We start from the raw sequence: 13,535 nt of genomic DNA, 5'->3' as shown, positions 1-13,535 counted from the left end.
ATATAGTTACAAATTACATTATCAAAAATTGTTTGATGGTTAATTTGCCAATTGTTTATGCAGATACCTGTTAAAATAGCATTATTAAATTGAGCATCTATTAATTGTGTATGAGCTAAATTAGCATTACCAAGGTCAGCACCACAAAGGTTAGCATTATTAAGATTTGCTCCGGTTAATTCAGCACTGTTGAGGTAAGCACTCTGAAGAATGGTTTTGTTAAGTTTAGCTCCCACTAAAATAGCTCCTGCTAAATTAGCTCCCACTAAAATAGCTCCTGCTAAATTAGTTTCCGATAAGTTAGCTCCAGACAGGTTAGCTCCAGACAGGTTAGCTCCAGCTAGGTTTACAGCAGTAAGGGAGGCTTCCCTGATGTCAGCATTAATTAAGCTAGATGTTATTAAATTAGCTCCAAGTAGGTTAGCACTACTAAGGTTAGCACCACTAAGGTTAGCACCGTTCAAATTAGCCCAACTAAGATTAGCACCACTGAGATTTGTATTACTGAGGTTAGCTTCAACTAAATTTGCTGTACTGAGGTCAGCATTACTAAGATTTATTTCATATAGATTAGCTCCAAGTAGGTTAGCACCACTAAGATTAGCTCCACTTAGGTCAGTCTTACTAATATTGCTAAATAACTCATTGAGGTAATTTTTTGTTTCTTCACTGAGAAAAAAATCTATAGAGTTACTAAGTTTAGCACCGTTCAAATTAGCCCAACTAAGATTAGCACCACTAAGGTTTGTATTACTGATTTTCCCTTCTATTAAATTGGCTCTACTGAGGTTAGCATTACTAAGATTAGCTCCACTAATATCAACTCCAATTAGATTGGTTTGACTAAGATTAACGCCACTAAGATTAGCACCAGTGAGGTTTGTATTACTAAAATTGACTCCACTAAGATTAGCTCTACTTAGGTCAGCGTAACTGAGGTCGGCATAACTGAGATCAGCATTTTTAAGATGAGCTTCAATTAGAGAAGTCCCACTAAGATTAACTCTACTAAAGTTAGCTCCACTAAGATTAGAAGCACTGGGAAAAATAAAATTACTAAGATTAGGTTTTACTTTTTGATTTTCATCTCTCCATTTATTCCAGGCTTCTACACCTTGCTGAATTATTGCTAAATGCTTTTGATTTGCCATAATAAATTGGTTTTATATCTGAAAGTTTGGAATCAACACCCCACCTAAAATATCCCCATCAAGTAAATTAGTAATCCCACCAGAGTTTTTAAAAACTAATCCAAACAGGTTGTGTATTTTGAAACCAGATGTAGAAACATATTTTAACCATCTTAATTTGATGATACATCCTTCAATAAGTAAGAAACTCTTTCCTTTAAATTTTCACTAAATTTATATATTTCATCTAAATCAGAAATTGATTCTCTAGTTTCTTTTCCCTTAATGTCAATAAGTCCAATGTATTTTCTAGGAGAGTTCAACCCTAATCTACAGATAGTCTTGGTAGCTCTATCGTCTATATTGATTCCAAAGTAATTTTGTGTGTCTTTATATCTAATTCTCTTGCTATCAATGGTTTCTCGCAGAATTGATTTAACAATATAAAATCCTTCCAGTTCTTCTGGAGTCGTTTCAATACCTTTAGTCGTGTCACTTATTTTATCTCCATCGTCAGTGTTACTGTCATCAATAAGTTTCGTAGGTTCGTCAGGAATGGTAATTAAGTTCAAACTGTTGTGGTTAGGTATTCCTAATCTCTTAGCAATTTCTTCATTAATAAACTCATCGGCTGATTTCTTAACGATTTCAGTGAATTTGTTAATAACACTATCGGTAATTCTATTACTTCCACTACCATAAACATCCTTAACAAAAAATCTTACAAAATCGCTAGACGGTTCTTTCAATTCTTTCGCTAATTTTGTTTTAATTTCTTTTGTGTAGAGTAAATTTTTAGCTATATCCCCCATCTCATCTGGCTTGAATGAGGACTTTGAAAACCTTTTTAATTCAATAACATCTGAATCAGTAAAATCTAACATTGAAAATTCAAAAAAAGGCTTATCATCCATAACGTTAATTGCTACAATGTCGGTGTAAAAACGATATAATATACCGTTAGTCAAGACACTAAATTTAGCTTTTGTCGAAGCAAAGTAGTGAAATAGCTGTGAATTATGTTTTGGGTTATTGAGTTTTTCTTTCCAGGATTTACATTCAATTAAAATTGCTGGCTTGTTATCTAAAAGTATTACATAATCAACTTTTTTTGCATTTACTCCAGGAGCATCAGCACCGTATTCGGGGCAAACTTCTAATGGATTAAAAACGTTATAGCCCAAAGCATTTAGTAATGGAAGTATGAAAGCTTGTTTAGTTGCTTCTTCAGTTAAAACTGATTCTTTTATCTGTTGGATAGTTTGGGATAAGTTCTTAACCTGATCTAGAAAGTCCATAATATCCTTGTTTTAACCATGTAGTGACTAAACGTAATTTACACCATTTGTTGCTACAGGTTATAAAATTTACATTTTTTATATAATTGGTTTTTTCCAGAATTGAGTAAATATAGCGATAGCGAATCGCTGCTGCAAGCAGTCCGCTATCAATAGGGGTAAGGTTTTCAGATCATCTTACCCCGCAAAGATTACCCCAAATACAAACCACTACAATCACCAGGTATTGTCCATCTCATGTCCACAAAGTTACTACCGCGTGACAACTTTTGACCGAAAGTAAAAATTAAGCAATTATACTTATTCAATAAATTACGATAAAACTACATTTGAAGTACAAACCAGTGGGTGTTGAAATGGAACGCTCTGATAGAAAACCATCAATATTTCGTAATTGGTAAAAATTAGCGTCTCTATTTTTACGTTTGATGTTCTAAGTATAAATATCTGTCATTAGTCATGTTAATCTATCATTAATGCTTTTATACTACTCAAAAAGGCAAGAATACTTACCATGACTCAGCAAAACTTACTAGAATTAGCAAAACAGGGTGATCCTAACGCTATTGCAACACTTATAAATTACCAACTTCAAGCTAAAGGTATTTTAGCAAAAGCTAATACTATGAAAGGTTGCCTACAAATTATTTTTGAGGCAACAGAAGTACCTCCTCAGCATTCAATTGCTAACTATATTTACTCCGCTATAAGAAAGTTAAAAGCACCTTCCATAAAGAAAGTAATAATTTATGGAAAGCAAATAGGCAATGATTTTCCAGCTTGGCAGCAAGAATTTGACTTTCTGAATACTGAGTCTGTAGATGATAAATCATCAAACACTTTGTCTGTTGAGGTAATAGGGCAAAGTAAATCCAAGAATACTACTATATATGAATGTCAAGGGGATGCAGTTCACTTGATTATTGAAACTGACGGTGTACTTATAAAAAGGTTAGGTGGTCTTCTTGCTTCTCACCCTAAAGGGGAGCGTTTCATCTCTTACAAGAATATTTTAAAAATCCAGTTTCACCAAAGTGGCAGATTTACATATGGTTTTCTTTATTTTCAACTAACCAACTCCATTGAAAATATAAGTTATCTGGAAGCCGCATCTAATCCAAATGCAGTAGTTTTTTTTCATGACAAACTTAGCGAATTTGAAAAAGCAAGGGTGTTTATTTTAGACAAAATTAATTCATTACAGACACCAACATACACAGATACTCAATCTGCTGTTCACCCAACAAATGTAGTAGTCCAACCAGTTATACAACATGAAATGCAAATTAGTTGTCCGAAATGTGGTTCTACTCAAATTACTTCAAACAAAAAAGGTTTCAATGTTGGTCAAGCTCTGGTTGGAGGTGTTTTAACAGGAGGTGTGGGACTTGCTGCTGGTTTTTTTGGTAGCAATGAAATACGGCTGAATTGTTTGAGATGTGGACATCGTTGGAAACCGAAAGGATAAGTTCTGTTTACGTCAATAGTAACTATTATAGCGTTTCCCAGTCTAATGAAGTACACACCAATTTATTCACTGTTCCCTGTTCACTGTTCCCTAAAACAGAGAAGCTTTGTACCTCACGCTTCTTGGGAACAGCTATATCTAATCGTTCTATAATCATTTAGGATTGCTATAGTTAGGCAACAGAGGTAGGCTCAAAGTGAAATAACGTGGATTGTCCCTGTTGTGAAATCAAAATAAAACATAAGCAATACAAGATGTAATATATAATAGGTGTTTTGACAAGGTGCTTAACTCTAATTATGCAAAACTACTTTGCAGAAGCAGAACAGATTCAGGATTTGCTGAATCGAGGACAAGCAGAACAAGCTTTACAGAGTATTAAGCTACTTCTTGCCCAATTGCCTAATAGTCCTGCTGTACGCTCGGTTTGTGCTGGAATACTTATTGACTGCGGTACAGCACTTGGGAATCTTGAGGCAGTAAACCTCGGTATTTCCTTTATTGAAGGTATTCTTGAAAGCGGTTCAGGTTTATCAGGGAAAAGCCTTGTGAACTTACATTACAATGTCTCAAACGGCTATGCGACTCAAGCAATCTTGTTTCAAAACGTTGGTGAAAATGAAGCTGCCACTAAAGCTTTTCAGAAGCAGAAATACTATCTTCAATCTGCCCTACTCTCAAAGCAAGAGATTGACTCTAATCTTTTGCCAAATATAATCACAAACTATGCAAACTTGTTAGATCAATTAGGACGAACTGTAGAAGCTATTGATAATTATTATGACTGCTTGGCAATTGCTCCAAAACATCCGATAGCAATGGGAAATTGTAGCTATAGTCTGAGGAGGCTATTCAACATTTCCACTAAATACAATCCTAAATTGCTATATGAAGCTTGGCGTTTACTGAGTGAAGCTTGTCAACTTCAAATAGAGGTGGTTGAGTTAGCGGGTACTCACGTACTGTCTTACTACTCAAGAAACTTAGAGGAATTAGAACAAGCAATCTCAACAATCGATCCAGATGGTGTTGAAGGTCTTGAAAACTGGATTACAGAGTTTGATAAGGCTCACACAACTTGGAAACCATCAGCACTTTTGAGACAAATTCAGGCAGATCGGTTATTGCTGACAATTAACCCCATTCCATCTAACTGTCCATCTGAGTATAAAGACGATATTTTCTTTGAGAGTATGGTTGTATCTCTCGATGACGATGGCAACCGTTGGTTTCAATCTCTGTGTCACAGCTTTAACAACATCAAAGAAGATTTTGCAACTGCACGACATCTTTACTATCAGAGTCAATCTCAAAACAGAGCTATCATTGAGGTGAGTAGCATTACTTCGTACATGGACACTCTTGATTATGCTGATTTTGGACTCAGACCAGGATTTTTGAAGTCAAGCCTGCGTTTGTCAGCAGATTTGTTAGACAAGTGTGCAGTATTTCTCAACCTATATCTTGAACTTGGACATCCAGAAGATCAGGTCAGTTTTGGCAACTTTTGGTACAAGAATCGAAAGTATGATAAAGGTTATCTTCCAGAAATTGAGGAGCGTTTGTTGTCTAATCGATTCTTAGCTGCGTTGTACGATCTTCAACGCGATTTGTTTGAGGGGAGATATCCTTTTCCGTTCAAGCATCTGAGGAATGAGGCTACGCACAAACGACTTGTCTTGTCTTGGTACGGTTCTCTGGATGAAGAAATTAAGAGTTACAGCCTTTCAAATTTCCAAAAAATAACTCATTCACTTCTACGTGTGGCCAAAGCCGCAATCATTTATGTTGTTGGTACAGTAATGTTGGAAGAAAAGGATAGAGAATTAACGCGCCAAAGAATTGGAAGTGATAATCTGATAGCTCCATCTGGTCTACCTTTCAAAATTAGTGTAGGTTTATCTGATCAACTTGACCAGTTTTGAAATATCAGTTAAAAGCGGCAAACGCAGACTTTTGGCAAGAGTTGAAGCCAGATGATAAAGCAATCTGCGGTCGCACTATATAGTGATAGAAGGCTACTTGGATGCTTAAAGCATAAAGTGTCTGACTTCAGACAAAAAGTAGCCTTCTATCTACCCTCGAAGACAACTCACTGGTGTTAATTTATCCCTGCTTAGTCTCTAAAAAATGTCTTACATTATGTCTTACTATCTTACATTGCGTATTACAATGGTCAAGATATTTGTCAGACAGTCTTACTTGTAGAGTAAAACGTATTAATAAAGTCTTACTTATATGTCTTACAGTTACGGTCTTACTGTGTTAATTTAGTCTTACTTTGCTTGTAAGACGTGAGTAAGACAATGGCTGATAATAGAAAAATGCTTAATTTTCGGTGTCCGGTAGAGGTTTTAGAAGCCATTGACACCATAGGTAAAGAGCGTTACCCAGCTAACAATGACAATGGATGCGATCGCTCTAAAACTCTACTCGATATCATCCAAGCTGGTATTGCTGCTTTGACTAATGGTGAGGTACAAGTACAAGTAGTACAGCCAAGTAAGACAGAATTAGATTTAGAGGCAATAGAGGAACTGGTAAAAAAGTTAATAGCTGAAGATTCATCAGTAGTACAACCACGTCTTACAGATGATAATACTTATGTAGGACGATATGAACTACCCCAAAAAATTGATGACAGGATAGCCAACGCTATAGAGGATGGAATTATAGGGGAAGCAATCTCTAAATCCTACGCTGCCATGATGGGGAATTTTAACAAACTGCTAACCCAAGTTCGTGAACTAAAAGCAGCTATTCCCCCCACCACTGCTCCCAGTCTTCAATTACCAATACCCGATGATTTAATGGCAGAAAATCAAATATTAAAATCATTACTTGAGTATGAAGGATATGATGAAATTGATTTTCAGGAATTGCCTTTAAATCGCTCTCAAATCATTGAATATTTTGATATTCAGGATATTTTAGATGGTGCTGAATATTCAGATACCATATTGAGAGAACGGGGGATTAAGAGCAAGATGGATGAGAATATAGATCATTTTGCCAAATTTATAGACCTGTCAAATACTCATCATTCTTATGTTGTTGAAAGATTCAATAGAATTTTAATTTGGTTAGGGTTTGAGCCTAAAAAAATTAAAATCATCCCAACTGAAGATGGAAAATCAAGAGAGATTTGGTCAGTCAGTGCGGGGGATTTGCAGGAGTGCGATAGCCAAACTGCTGATCCGTCCCCAATCACAAATGCCCAATCATCAATTACCAATTACCAATCACCACCGGGGGAAGATAGGGAAAATAGCGATTGCCCTCCTACTCCTAACCCCTCACCCAATGCCGACTTTTTAGACAAGCCTACAATTATGCTGCACGACGGATCTATTTTGGTAGTGTCAGAAAAGCAAGAAAAAATTTTAATTTTGCTGGGACTAATCCCCCGAACCCATAACATCTTGACTTCTCAGTTTTTGAGCGTAATCTGCAAAGAACATTTAACCACCAATAAAGAGGAGTTGGAATCTTTAATTGGGGCAAAAATTGACAGCAAGGGCAGCACAATTAGAAAGACGGCTGCAATATTAAGGGGTGCAGGTTTTACGTTGTCAGGTAGTGAGGGTAAAGGTTTTAAAATTATAGGGGTGAAATAGAGATTGCAAGAAGGCACTGGCGTAGCCAATCGCCTCCCAAATTACCAATTATTAATTACCAATGACTTGAAAGAAAAAATAAAACTTTTCAAAACTTAATAACCACCTATTCCGTGTATGGGTTAGGTGGTTTAGTTTTCCTACCAGGATTAAATTATGTGAAAATGCTTTTTAGATTATCATGCTGCTAGGATTGATACACACTATTATCTGATTGACAAAAGCCTTGAATATGTCCGACTTTCACTCCTAATTTTGTTTACTCAATTCCTCCATCCTTGAGTAAGGATAGTATGTACTAAAATTTGGCTCTTGCTTTTCAAAACTTCCTACTTCCAAAAGGACATTATCTCCCTTTGTAGATAAAGAAGTGCGTCCAAGATTTCTATGTTTTTCACATATCCAAACTTTTTCCTCTGGGTCATCATCCGTTAAATCAGGAATAATAGGAGGCTCAAGCCTACAAAACTCTCCAAATATTCCCTCAACAAAGCGATAGCTATGTCGAATAACAGTTCCTGGCTGGAAAGTTGAGGCATCTTTAGAATAGGTAACAGATGATTCTAGGGATAGCCTAACGTTTCCTTTACACAAACCATTATTTGGCTGATTCAAAGCGCATTCTGAACTGGCTTTAATGATCCATCTTGCTTCATTTATCGAAGTTAAACAAACAATAGTTAGTTCATTCCTGGCATCGAAAACATTTCCTTGCTCAAAGAGAATTTCATAGGCTATTCCAGAACACTGATAGAGTGTGTTATCACTAATTCTTCTTGCCCCGGCGCTTCCTGCGGCGGTAGCCATTTGTGGTTGTAATAAAATAGATATTGTTAAATTTGCTACGGTTAATAACCGCAATCCATCTCGGTAAGCCTTACATTTTTTCAATCCAAGCTTTTTAGATTTATTATACTGATTTTTTTTGTACATATTTAGGATGTGATTTCCAGACTGGTACTATACCAAAAATCTTAGATTGCAATCTCTGGAATGCAAAAAAAATTAAGTATTTACGTCTAATGTGAATTAGAATTGCTAACGCACCATTGATCGCTTTATCTACCCCGGCTAATTTGTCCGTCAACTGCGTCACATAGCGTCGATAACACTTTTGGGTACTTTTGGATTCATTATGCAGCCACAGTTGCATCAAACGCTGTTGGGTATCAACTCGCGCAAGACGAGATAATTGCTTTCCCTAGTTTTAACTGCTACTACTGATGTCATAACTAGCTGCCCAACAAGACAAAACAGTAATTTTTATTAAAAATAGTTATAAATAGTAGCTAGTAATCATATTTATGAAAGACAATGCAAATGATTCAAACCAGATAAAATAGAATTACTATGTTTATCTTCAAGAGAAAAATTATTGCTAATACCGCTATAGCATCTTTGATGGTAATGATTGGTATTTATTTAGGCAATACAGTAGCCAAGGCACAAGAAAAAATAACAACGGTGCAACCAGCTAAAAAGGATACTATTATTCCTTCTCAAAAAGATGCTATTTCAATTATGCAAAGTGTCTGTGGCACAAACAATGTTAGACAAGAAAAAGGTAACTTTTTCTGTAAAATTTGTCCATCATTTACTAGTTATGGTGCTGATGGTGGGACTGATGGAGTTTTAAACTCAGTTGTTTATGGTGCTTTTACTAAAGTTGGTGTTAGTGAAGCGTTAGTAGACTTGGGTAATTGTGAATCCCATGTAACTTTAAATGGTGGCAGTATATTACTACGCTATACTAACAAAGGATGGTTTAAAGTTAGATACGAACCTGCATTACGTTCTTATAATTGTCTAAAGTTTCCTATCTCTAAAGGTAGACATTCTCTTGTATGTGAAAATTATTATGCTGGACAAGGAGTTGAAATAAATGGGCTAAGTGTTCTTCAAGTAGGTTTAAAAGCAACTAAAATTAACGACCTTTTAACAGTTGTTTCTAATGTACACAGATGTGAACCACCATTTTTTGAAGTAAAAATTAGAGATTTTTTCAAACACGATTTTAATAAAGATGGTCATTCTGATTTAATTATTAAAGTTAGTGAAGCGACACAAACTAAAATATCTACCAGAGCAAATAATACTCAATGTCATGTTGCGAATCTACCAAAGCCTAAATTACATCAATTAATATTTTTATTCGATGGTCAATCATTTCGTCCTACATCTGCAACTATGAAATTAATGAATAAACTAGATAAAAAATGAAAACAGGTGAAAATGCGTCAAAAGTAAATTATGTTTGTTATGCAAAAGAAAAAGCGTTATTTGTATGTACATATATATTAATTTTGCTGATTAGGCATAAGCAGATAAAAAAAATCGAAACCTACTGGGTAACTAATCGTGGGTAGGGCTAACAGTATTGAGTTTTGATGTTTTTAGTTTATAGGTTCTTAACTTCTGTCTGAGAAGCTTTTTAGTGTTACTCCATCTCAATTCATGGTCAGCTTCTCCCACACAATCAAGGCTGAATACAGCACCGTCACAAATTGCAACTAATTCATTAACTGAACAGATAGAACCTAATGACCAATTACCCATTACCAGTTCTAAATAATCAGGTGTTTCTACATCTTCTAGTAGTCCAATAAATTCAAATCCATCTGACAATAAAGCAGATGCAACATAGCTATCCTTGGGAGAAAACCAGCATGGTAAACTCCGGGGCTTATCGGGGTATTCGATATCCTTCATAATGTTTATTTGGTAGTGGTAATTGAACGCATTATTGCCAGTGCTACCAAGTCCTACGATGGACAGCATCACGCTAGTTTTAAACTTTGGTAGCGCAATATTTAGTTATTAAAATTTATTTCAAGCTGGATATATTCCTCGATTATTTCATGGTCAAAATAGGTTATAATACCATCTCGATTTTTGGCTAAAAAGCCCACAATTCCCTCATAATTTGGATTTTCTGAAACCATATCTAAATAGTGCATATTGTATCTAATGTCTTCCGAACCAAACTTGTCTAGATATTCATCTTCGTCTTCATATTCCTCCCAATATTCAGCTAGATAATCGCTAAAAGTATCAATGTGTTCCGTTTTGAGGATTTGTTTTAATTCATTGATTTTTTCTTTTTCTAATTCCTCAAAAATGATTTCTTCGATATACAATTTGTAATTGATGCTGATTGGAAATATCATGGTAATATCCTTGTGCTTAATCCCCTTTTTATTGGGGATTTTATCATTATTCAAAATCAATTGGTTTACCGTTAAAGTGATCATGTATTTTTCAGGTCGCAACCAATCAGGTAATGTAACTGGGTGTTGTTCCAATTCATTACCATCAGCATCTACTAATCCTTCTAAGATGCCTTTAAAAAGTGGTTTGGCTTGTGGTGTAGTCTTCAGATTTAATCTGTATGTTTGGGTTTTTATTGGTTCTGAAATACCACTACATCCACCTAAGCAATCTTGAGTTAAGTTATGGCTGATTAAAATACAATGTTCGTTCCGCTTTCTGGGTGTGGCAATTACGAATGGCACTATATTAGGAGCGTTATCAAATTTACCCTTAGCATTGGTTAGTTCATCCCAAATAGATACAATAGGTTTATCTTTCAGGGTTCTATGTTTTGAGCGTTCAATGGCTGCTATGTAGCCATCGTTGTAAGATTCCCAATCAATTCCTTGTCCATAAATATTGGGTTCTAATGGTACTAAAAACTTCCAAGCATCATTTTTATTCTGGTCGTAGTCAATATCTGCTATTGATTCGATTTTGGCATCTATAATGATTTAGCTTTAAATCCCCCAGATGTTTTGAACCATCTGCTGATAGTGCTTTGATTGGGTGTAATTCCTAATTTCTCCAGTAGAGTTATGAATTGTTCACCTGTACAACCTTCACCAATGCTTGACTCTACTTTTGATATTTGTCCTTTGATTTTGTGGTACTGGGAAAAGTAGCGTGCGGATGTTTTTTTGAGTGCAATAAACAACTCAAAACCATCTTTAGTAAAGGGTAATTCTGCTGACTGCATAGTGGTTTTTACTCTCCACCAATGAACATCATTAACCCTTGCACCTATCACGGTTTCATAGATAGTGCGTTCATTCTCCATAACTAAATTTATGCGTTATGCGTTATCCGTATTTTGCATATTTGCAGTGCGTGTAATTCACATCCTGCGTATCTGTATTACGCATACTGCGTATCTGTATTACACATCTTGCATTTTAGGAGTGCGTTTACTTGCACGTTAGGCATTTATGCAGTATCCGTATTACCAAGATTTATGCTTATTTCCTTCACTTTCCAGTCATGACAAGACTTTTTGGGATGCAGTGGGATTGCAACTTTCTTGGCTCTAGTGCTATCTTATCTATAGCTTCAGAAGCTGTCAATAACTTCTAATATCTTCCTAATTTTCCCGTGCTGGGTGAGTAAGGATGTAATCTAATGTTATCTATATTGTTTGAAGCTATGGGTAAAACAAAAAAAGCAAAGATTACATTTACTTGCTCACAGGAACTGCGTGAAGAATTAGAAAATATTGCTTCTTCGGAAGACAGAACACTCTCAAACCTTGTAGAAAGGCTTGTTACAAGAGCAGTTCAGAGTTACAAACCTCAAGAGCAACAAGCAAGTTAATCAATTTGCGATGTCTGCTGCTCCCGAAGCGATTGCCTATGGCTTACGCCACGCTGCGCTATCGGCAGTGTGCAAAGCACAATCGCCTACAACAGTAAACATGAAAGATGACATTAAACGCTCTAAGGGAAAGTTTGACCCGGTTAAAGAAACGAGGGATTGGAATATAGCCGCAACTGAGGATCATTGCAAACGAATTGCTAGAAACACAGGTAGGCGACTAATCGAAATAATTGACACTCAAGAAGGTGTTTTGCCGATAGTTTGTATTTTTGAGGATATTACTTATGACTGAAACAGCAACCCAAATCCCCCTAAGTGCAGTAATGCCTATGTTTGCTGCTATTTCAGACCGTGATTGGGAACGGTTTAAAGAGCTAGAAGTAGAGTTTGCCAATAGCCACGGCATTGAGGATTGGGCAGATGTTTTTAATTTCCGCATCTTGCCAGCATTAGATAAAGAGTCAAAAAGATGGTTTTTGATTCAAAAATGTAGCAAAGGCTTTACCGTCAAGACTGTGACTGATTAAAGGTGCGATTGGCGATTGCCTCCGGCACTGGCGTAGCCAATCGCCTTCTCCAAGGGAGATCGCCACTACCTAATAAATCCTAACTTTTAGGGGTCTAATTCCAGAGTGAGATCCGCCACCAAAACATGACAATTTACAGGATGTATCTATGATTCAAGGAAAACTGGAAGTCACAATCAAAATCAATGAATTGCCAGAAGCTAAGGCAGTTGAAAACGGCTGGCAACAGTTTGAGGTAGACTGCGACGGTCGTATTATTAGCGTCACCGTTAAACCCAAAGTTTGGAAAAAACTGACGGATGCACAAGCAAACTTTCCCATGTGGGTGGCTGCCATTGCTGGCAAGTTGGGAGAGGCCACCGAAAAAGGCTTTGTGCTGAATGAGCCAAATATCCAGGTTTTTGAGAAAAAGCCAAAAACACCAGCCGCAGATGCGGCAGCTGCTAGTTGATCGAAAGCTGTTACCACAACAGGGTAATCACAGGTTACACGCTGTTATCACAACCGGGTAATCACAGGTTACACGCTGTTATCACAACGGGGTAATCACAGCTTGCACAAGGATGGAACAAGTCTTTGGATTTCTCATGAAGTAACATCAACAAATGTAGAGAAATTTAAAGTTAAAAATCAAACTAATGTTAGGTTGCATGAGTGCCAAACTTTTGTATGATCTGGCTAATACGTAAATAAAGCGAGTAATGGAGGTAAAGATATAAGTAAAGAGATAAAAACTATAAAACGGCAAGAGGACAAAACACATACTTGTAGTACACGCTTTGTCCCTTCATAAAATTGCCGATTCTAACTTTGCTCAATGTATCCGAGCGGGTTTAATTTCAAAGAAACCAAAGAAGTGGCTATGAGTTTGG

The 13,535-nt window shown here is 36.3% G+C and carries 14 protein-coding genes; 8 read left to right on the top strand and 6 right to left on the bottom strand.

Annotated elements, in window-relative coordinates; translation table 11 throughout:
* Positions 1-1,151: pentapeptide repeat-containing protein (locus H6F47_RS18050; RefSeq protein ID WP_190650353.1), on the bottom strand; the 1,151-nt coding region annotated here is incomplete at its 3' end.
* Between the two features lie 152 nt (positions 1,152-1,303).
* Positions 1,304-2,428 (bottom strand): type I restriction endonuclease, encoded by a 1,125-nt coding sequence (locus H6F47_RS18045; protein WP_190650351.1) that lies wholly within the window; start codon positions 2,426-2,428, stop codon positions 1,304-1,306.
* A gap of 514 nt (positions 2,429-2,942) precedes the next feature.
* Here H6F47_RS18045 and H6F47_RS18040 point away from each other — a divergent pair.
* The 3 genes from H6F47_RS18040 (at position 2,943) to H6F47_RS18030 (ending at position 7,513) form a co-directional block, all read left to right on the top strand.
* A complete protein-coding gene (locus H6F47_RS18040) occupies positions 2,943-3,896 on the top strand; it encodes a hypothetical protein (protein ID WP_190650349.1) in 954 nt (317 codons plus the stop codon).
* Positions 3,897-4,195: 299 nt separating this feature from the next.
* Entirely contained in the window at positions 4,196-5,821 is a 1,626-nt protein-coding gene (locus H6F47_RS18035; protein WP_190650347.1) for an LA2681 family HEPN domain-containing protein, read from the top strand.
* Positions 5,822-6,220: 399 nt separating this feature from the next.
* Positions 6,221-7,513 carry a hypothetical protein gene (locus H6F47_RS18030; RefSeq protein ID WP_190650345.1) on the top strand — a complete coding sequence of 431 codons (1,293 nt, stop codon included), beginning with the start codon at positions 6,221-6,223 and terminating at the stop codon, positions 7,511-7,513.
* 249 nt (positions 7,514-7,762) lie between these two features.
* Here H6F47_RS18030 and H6F47_RS18025 read toward each other — a convergent pair whose 3' ends face one another.
* Positions 7,763-8,446 (bottom strand): hypothetical protein, encoded by a 684-nt coding sequence (locus H6F47_RS18025; protein WP_190650344.1) that lies wholly within the window; start codon positions 8,444-8,446, stop codon positions 7,763-7,765.
* 417 nt (positions 8,447-8,863) lie between these two features.
* Between H6F47_RS18025 and H6F47_RS18020 the strand changes: the two genes are divergently transcribed.
* Complete coding sequence (locus tag H6F47_RS18020; protein ID WP_190650342.1) at positions 8,864-9,733, top strand: hypothetical protein; 870 nt, start codon at positions 8,864-8,866, stop codon at positions 9,731-9,733.
* Positions 9,734-9,865: 132 nt separating this feature from the next.
* On the opposite strand, the gene H6F47_RS18015 is transcribed toward H6F47_RS18020, so the two are convergent.
* The 3 genes from H6F47_RS18015 to H6F47_RS18005 form a co-directional block, all read right to left on the bottom strand.
* On the bottom strand, positions 9,866-10,222 hold the full coding sequence (locus H6F47_RS18015) for a hypothetical protein (protein ID WP_190650340.1): 357 nt from the start codon (positions 10,220-10,222) through the stop codon (positions 9,866-9,868).
* A gap of 101 nt (positions 10,223-10,323) precedes the next feature.
* The gene (locus H6F47_RS18010) at positions 10,324-11,025 is read right to left on the bottom strand and encodes a hypothetical protein (protein ID WP_190650339.1); all 702 of its coding nucleotides are present in this window, start codon (positions 11,023-11,025) and stop codon (positions 10,324-10,326) included.
* Positions 11,026-11,267: 242 nt separating this feature from the next.
* Positions 11,268-11,603: a hypothetical protein gene (locus tag H6F47_RS18005; RefSeq protein ID WP_242027429.1), complete on the bottom strand. Its 336-nt coding sequence runs from the start codon at positions 11,601-11,603 to the stop codon at positions 11,268-11,270.
* Between the two features lie 338 nt (positions 11,604-11,941).
* Here H6F47_RS18005 and H6F47_RS18000 point away from each other — a divergent pair, with 338 nt between their 5' ends.
* The 4 genes from H6F47_RS18000 to H6F47_RS17985 all read left to right on the top strand — a co-directional run bounded on the left by H6F47_RS18000 (position 11,942) and on the right by H6F47_RS17985 (position 13,114).
* On the top strand, positions 11,942-12,133 hold the full coding sequence (locus tag H6F47_RS18000) for a hypothetical protein (protein WP_242027428.1): 192 nt from the start codon (positions 11,942-11,944) through the stop codon (positions 12,131-12,133).
* Between the two features lie 100 nt (positions 12,134-12,233).
* Entirely contained in the window at positions 12,234-12,428 is a 195-nt protein-coding gene (locus tag H6F47_RS17995; protein WP_190650337.1) for a hypothetical protein, read from the top strand.
* Positions 12,421-12,663 (top strand): hypothetical protein, encoded by a 243-nt coding sequence (locus H6F47_RS17990; RefSeq protein ID WP_071192645.1) that lies wholly within the window; start codon positions 12,421-12,423, stop codon positions 12,661-12,663. Before H6F47_RS17995 ends, H6F47_RS17990 begins: the two co-directional genes overlap by 8 nt.
* Positions 12,664-12,811: 148 nt before the next feature.
* Positions 12,812-13,114 carry a fertility inhibition FinO-like protein gene (locus tag H6F47_RS17985; protein ID WP_190650335.1) on the top strand — a complete coding sequence of 101 codons (303 nt, stop codon included), beginning with the start codon at positions 12,812-12,814 and terminating at the stop codon, positions 13,112-13,114.
* The last annotated feature ends 421 nt before the right edge of the window (positions 13,115-13,535 follow it).

Source organism: Sphaerospermopsis sp. FACHB-1094 (assembly GCF_014696195.1).
GTDB classification, from domain to species: Bacteria; Cyanobacteriota; Cyanobacteriia; order Cyanobacteriales; family Nostocaceae; genus Sphaerospermopsis; species Sphaerospermopsis kisseleviana.
The sequence above is the reverse complement of the archived record's forward strand: the minus strand, read 5'-3'. Positions and strand labels throughout refer to the sequence as shown.

Excerpts from the sequence above, each read along its gene's own strand:
- H6F47_RS18045 (WP_190650351.1), bottom strand. The coding sequence starts at position 2,428 with ATGGACTTTCTAGATCAGGTTAAGAACTTATCCCAAACTATCCAACAG.
- H6F47_RS18040 (WP_190650349.1), top strand. The coding sequence starts at position 2,943 with ATGACTCAGCAAAACTTACTAGAATTAGCAAAACAGGGTGATCCTAAC.
- H6F47_RS18035 (WP_190650347.1), top strand. The coding sequence starts at position 4,196 with ATGCAAAACTACTTTGCAGAAGCAGAACAGATTCAGGATTTGCTGAAT.
- H6F47_RS18030 (WP_190650345.1), top strand. The coding sequence starts at position 6,221 with ATGCTTAATTTTCGGTGTCCGGTAGAGGTTTTAGAAGCCATTGACACC.
- H6F47_RS18025 (WP_190650344.1), bottom strand. The coding sequence starts at position 8,446 with ATGTACAAAAAAAATCAGTATAATAAATCTAAAAAGCTTGGATTGAAA.
- H6F47_RS18020 (WP_190650342.1), top strand. The coding sequence starts at position 8,864 with ATGTTTATCTTCAAGAGAAAAATTATTGCTAATACCGCTATAGCATCT.
- H6F47_RS18015 (WP_190650340.1), bottom strand. The coding sequence starts at position 10,222 with ATGAAGGATATCGAATACCCCGATAAGCCCCGGAGTTTACCATGCTGG.
- H6F47_RS18005 (WP_242027429.1), bottom strand. The coding sequence starts at position 11,603 with ATGGAGAATGAACGCACTATCTATGAAACCGTGATAGGTGCAAGGGTT.
- H6F47_RS18000 (WP_242027428.1), top strand. The coding sequence starts at position 11,942 with ATGTTATCTATATTGTTTGAAGCTATGGGTAAAACAAAAAAAGCAAAG.
- H6F47_RS17995 (WP_190650337.1), top strand. The coding sequence starts at position 12,234 with ATGAAAGATGACATTAAACGCTCTAAGGGAAAGTTTGACCCGGTTAAA.
- H6F47_RS17990 (WP_071192645.1), top strand. The coding sequence starts at position 12,421 with ATGACTGAAACAGCAACCCAAATCCCCCTAAGTGCAGTAATGCCTATG.
- H6F47_RS17985 (WP_190650335.1), top strand. The coding sequence starts at position 12,812 with ATGATTCAAGGAAAACTGGAAGTCACAATCAAAATCAATGAATTGCCA.